Origin of the sequence: Shewanella surugensis (assembly GCF_023284005.1) — a bacterium.
Taxonomy (GTDB): domain Bacteria; phylum Pseudomonadota; class Gammaproteobacteria; order Enterobacterales; family Shewanellaceae; genus Shewanella; species Shewanella surugensis.
Genome location: NZ_JAKIKS010000228.1, coordinates 1 through 3,898 on the forward strand (window position 1 = coordinate 1; position 3,898 = coordinate 3,898).

A 3,898-nucleotide genomic window follows, 5' to 3' on the forward strand; every position below is an offset into this window, starting at 1 on the left:
TGCTCAAGTCGCTTGTACCAAAGTGCGAAACCAGTACTGTCCCAGTAGAGGATTTTTAATTTATCACGACCTTTATTGCAAAAGACAAACACGCTGCCATCAGAGACCTGCTGCGACAGTTGTTGCTCAACGATGATGGCTAAGCCATTTATTGATTTACGAAAATCCACGGGCTGTTGATGTAGATAAACACTCGGGAGTTGCTGAAACATCAACATGTTTGCAGGCCTTTTATTATTTCAAGCAGATAACTGGCAGGTAAAGAGCAAGGGAAAGTCCATAAGCCAGTTTGATGCTGTAGGCTTATCTGTTGTAGAGAAGCCCGCACTTGCCGTGCGTCTACTGGCGCTTCAACCTTTACTTTAACAAAGGAACTAGTGGTGTCGACATTCGCTAAATTGGCCTTGCGGGCATAAAAGGTACTGGTACTGGTACTGGTACTGGTACTGGTACTGGTACTGGTACTGGTACTGGTACTGGTACTGAGCTGATGTTGAAGGCAAAAATCTTTTATTGTTAAGCCGCTAGCGGGCTGCTGCTTTATCAAATCAACCCACTCTTCATGAGAACGCTTAGTCATATTAACTCCTGATATCATAGTCAGGGGTTAACATAAGGGATCGATGAACACGGTTGAAGATGTACTTGCTCGGACGGTTACAATACAGTCGGCGAAAATGCATTTAGGTGTGGGAGACAATCACATCCTGCTACCCGCTGTCGCAATATGATAGAGATTGCCGCAAAAGGTCAAATAGCCTGACAATGCTCACATGAATACGACAAACGAAATGTATCGAAGATGGTGATGCAACGTTATAAGCGAACCTTTAGCAACCGTCTTCATGCTCGAAATATGGACAATTAAAAAATGATGATCGCTTGTGGTATCTTAAATTGTTTCACTGGGTTTGGTATACCTCAAAGGTACCAATCTAACTAATTAATATCAAAAGATTTGATGGGATAGCGCTACAACAAAGTCCCAGCGAACAGACCATAAGATGATTTCAGCGGCAAAGTGTTTCCATCTGAATGCCCTCCTTAGAAAACCAACAGCATAGCCTGCCAAAAAAACTCTCTAAGGAAAGTTTTTTTCCAGCAAACTCTTTTATTGAGTTCCTGTCCAGTCCCAAGGCTTCATGGTAGTAATTTGCGATTGACACAGGTGATGCATCACGCGAAATAAACCCCGTTTTTCCGTGGAAGATTACTTCTTTTATTCCTCCACGATCATAAGCCGCAACTGGCACACCAGATAACGTAGCTTCTATATTAGCTATACCCATTGCTTCTTCCCACTTAGGAGTTGCAATTGCCATCCGAGCGTTTCCAATTTGCCTGATAAAGTCATCGTGCTCCAAAAAACCCAGCCATTTAGCCTCCACATCCTGATATCTATGCATTAGATACTGCAAATAGGCATCATCATCTGCTGCACCCATTATTTTAATGGGTAGTTTCAGTAGCCTTGCGACCTCTAACGCATCTTCAAGACCTTTTTCCGGTGCAATCCTAGATGCGGTAACAAGACTTTCTACTGGCTTATCATAGAAAGTATACTTCCGGCTTTGCAAGCCGACATATAATGGGTTTTGGAAGTCTGAAATCCCGAAACTTCGTGCTTGCGCAAAAGAATGAAATGCAATCCTATTGGGACTTTGATTGTATACTTTTTTTATAATGTAACTCATTGGGCGGGAGGTGCGTCCCATAGAGACTAAATGGAACATTGGCGTGTCAAAAAAATCAGTAAGATAAAACGGCATATAATCATAGGATAGGTTGAGTATTAAATCATAGTCACTTTGAACTTTATAGCATAACTCCATGAAAGATAGAGACACATCATCTTCATAAAGTAAAATTTTATCGTTATATTCCAAATTCTGAGCAGGTATACTGCAAGTACCGGAAGAAAAAATGACTTTTCCGGTCTCATTTTTGATTGTAGAGCCATCAGGGACCAATATATCGATCTTGCAATTACAAAATTGAGCCATACAAGCCAGAAAAGATGTGAGGGTAACATCCACGCCACCTGCGCCTCCCTCTCCTACTGGCGCAACTGAACTGGAAACTACCAATATTTTAGTGATCAATTCAATCACCCAAGTATAAAACACTATTGTTTGGGGTTTCTTCTAGTTCAATTGAATATAAGAAATTAGCAAGCGGTGTTCTTTTTAGTATCTGCCATATAACAATTGCGATATTTTCAGAGGTTGAGGGACGTTCTTCAAAATAAGAAGTATCAAGATCAAGGTGTTTGTGATCGAAATTGCCGGCAATTTTTTCATCTAAAATCTTTGCGACATATGTCAGATTTAAAACCATTCCTGTTTTTTCATCTACAGGTCCCTTAAGGCCAACCGTCACGCAATAATTGTGACCATGTCCATTTGGATTGTTACACTTGCCGTAAGTTGCTGTGTTTTCTTCATCAGATAAGAATGTTGAGTGTAGCCAATGGCTTGCTGAGATCCATACTTTTCTTTTTATTATTACTTCGTGCATTTCAAGCTCCTAACGTATCAGACATCAAGTCCAAGGTGACCCCAGTCATTGATGTAGAACTAAAATCCCCACAAAGTTTAAATCCGATCTCTGCAACCCTCTTTGCAGTAGAGGCTGCTTTAATACTTGGAAAATTGGAAGTAAACATATCCGTATGAATTGAACCTGGGGCGAGACAGTTAACATTTATACCAAATTCAGCCCCTTCTACCGCTAAGCTCTCCGTTAATCCTACAACAGCATGTTTGCTCGCAATATAGGCAGACATACCTTTGAATTTTTGTGTAAATCGGATTCCGGAGAGGGAACTAATATTTAAAATGTTCTTCTTTCCTCCACATTGGGTCATATACTTGAAGGAATAGCGACAGCCTAGGTAACAACTAGTAAGGTTTAACCCAATACTTTTTCCCCAAAGTTGAATATCATAATTTGTGAAGTCTCTAAGTTCTAAATATCCGACATTATTTATTGTTAGATCGATATGGCCATACATATCATAGACACGATCGAAGAGTTCATTTACAGAGTCATCATTAGTCATGTCGCATACAAACCCGCAAACACTTCTGTCAGCAAAATTCTTATGTAGTGTTGCAAGAGCAGCTTGGAGACTTTCTTTATTGGAAGAACATATGACAACATTGAAGCCATGCGTTGCTAAAAGCTCCGCAAATGCAAACCCAAGGCCTCGACTAGCACCCGTCACTAAGGCAACTTTGTGCATCTGACTTCCTTAACGTCATCATCATTATATATACAAACTACATAAATAAATTACAAGCATTAATGATGGCTGTCAATGTTTGTTTTCGCATGAGCATCAACGACCGCTTGAATAAAAGGGGTATGTTCAGTATACGTGTAATTTGTTGTCACACAGGAAAAAAACAATTACTCAATATTGTTATAAATACCTGCTATTTCGACTATTTTTAATTCCCCCCCCCCGATCACAGAGCGACTTGTACTCCCATCCTGTTCAGCGTGAATTTTTCTAATGCTCAAATTTATATTTATAGCCAAACTCTCTATTTTTTTCGCAACCTTTCAGGCGTTTTTGGTCTACCTAGACGTTTACCGCGAATAGTGGCGGCTTTCATTCCAGCCATCACTCGTTCTGAAATAAGAGAGGGCTCCAATTCAGCACAATGTAAATACAGATGAATTAAAGAATGCTCAACCAATCCGTTTATACATGTGATCATTCAAGATGCAGGATTTTCAAACAAAAGTATTGATATTTTTTTAAATGAGATCATTATATCTTCATAAGTGCTTAACTAAAAGTTATCGTATATTTTGACGGATAATTATCCATGATGTTTTTTACACTCTCTTTGAGTGCATCAAAAGTGATAAAATCATGGCAAGATAACCA

The 3,898-nt window shown here is 39.6% G+C and carries 6 protein-coding genes; all 6 read right to left on the bottom strand.

Annotated elements, in window-relative coordinates:
* Positions 1-218: IS66 family insertion sequence element accessory protein TnpB (tnpB, locus tag L2764_RS26115; RefSeq protein ID WP_248943268.1), on the bottom strand; the 218-nt coding region annotated here is incomplete at its 3' end.
* On the bottom strand, positions 212-580 hold the full coding sequence (gene tnpA / locus L2764_RS26120) for an IS66 family insertion sequence element accessory protein TnpA (RefSeq protein WP_248943269.1): 369 nt from the start codon (positions 578-580) through the stop codon (positions 212-214). The genes tnpA and tnpB, both read right to left, overlap by 7 nt.
* Before the next feature lie 430 nt (positions 581-1,010).
* Positions 1,011-2,102 (bottom strand): glycosyltransferase, encoded by a 1,092-nt coding sequence (locus tag L2764_RS26125; RefSeq protein ID WP_248943270.1) that lies wholly within the window; start codon positions 2,100-2,102, stop codon positions 1,011-1,013.
* 1 nt (position 2,103) lies between these two features.
* Positions 2,104-2,517 (bottom strand): 6-carboxytetrahydropterin synthase, encoded by a 414-nt coding sequence (locus tag L2764_RS26130; protein WP_248943271.1) that lies wholly within the window; start codon positions 2,515-2,517, stop codon positions 2,104-2,106.
* 1 nt (position 2,518) lies between these two features.
* Positions 2,519-3,244, bottom strand: coding sequence for an SDR family NAD(P)-dependent oxidoreductase (locus L2764_RS26135; RefSeq protein WP_248943272.1), 726 nt, complete (start codon positions 3,242-3,244; stop codon positions 2,519-2,521).
* Between the two features lie 304 nt (positions 3,245-3,548).
* A complete protein-coding gene (locus L2764_RS26140) occupies positions 3,549-3,725 on the bottom strand; it encodes a recombinase family protein (protein ID WP_248943273.1) in 177 nt (58 codons plus the stop codon).
* Positions 3,726-3,898 lie beyond the last annotated feature (173 nt).

Excerpts from the sequence above, each read along its gene's own strand:
- L2764_RS26135 (WP_248943272.1), bottom strand. The coding sequence starts at position 3,244 with ATGCACAAAGTTGCCTTAGTGACGGGTGCTAGTCGAGGCCTTGGGTTT.
- tnpA (WP_248943269.1), bottom strand. The coding sequence starts at position 580 with ATGACTAAGCGTTCTCATGAAGAGTGGGTTGATTTGATAAAGCAGCAG.
- L2764_RS26130 (WP_248943271.1), bottom strand. The coding sequence starts at position 2,517 with ATGCACGAAGTAATAATAAAAAGAAAAGTATGGATCTCAGCAAGCCAT.
- L2764_RS26140 (WP_248943273.1), bottom strand. The coding sequence starts at position 3,725 with ATGATCACATGTATAAACGGATTGGTTGAGCATTCTTTAATTCATCTG.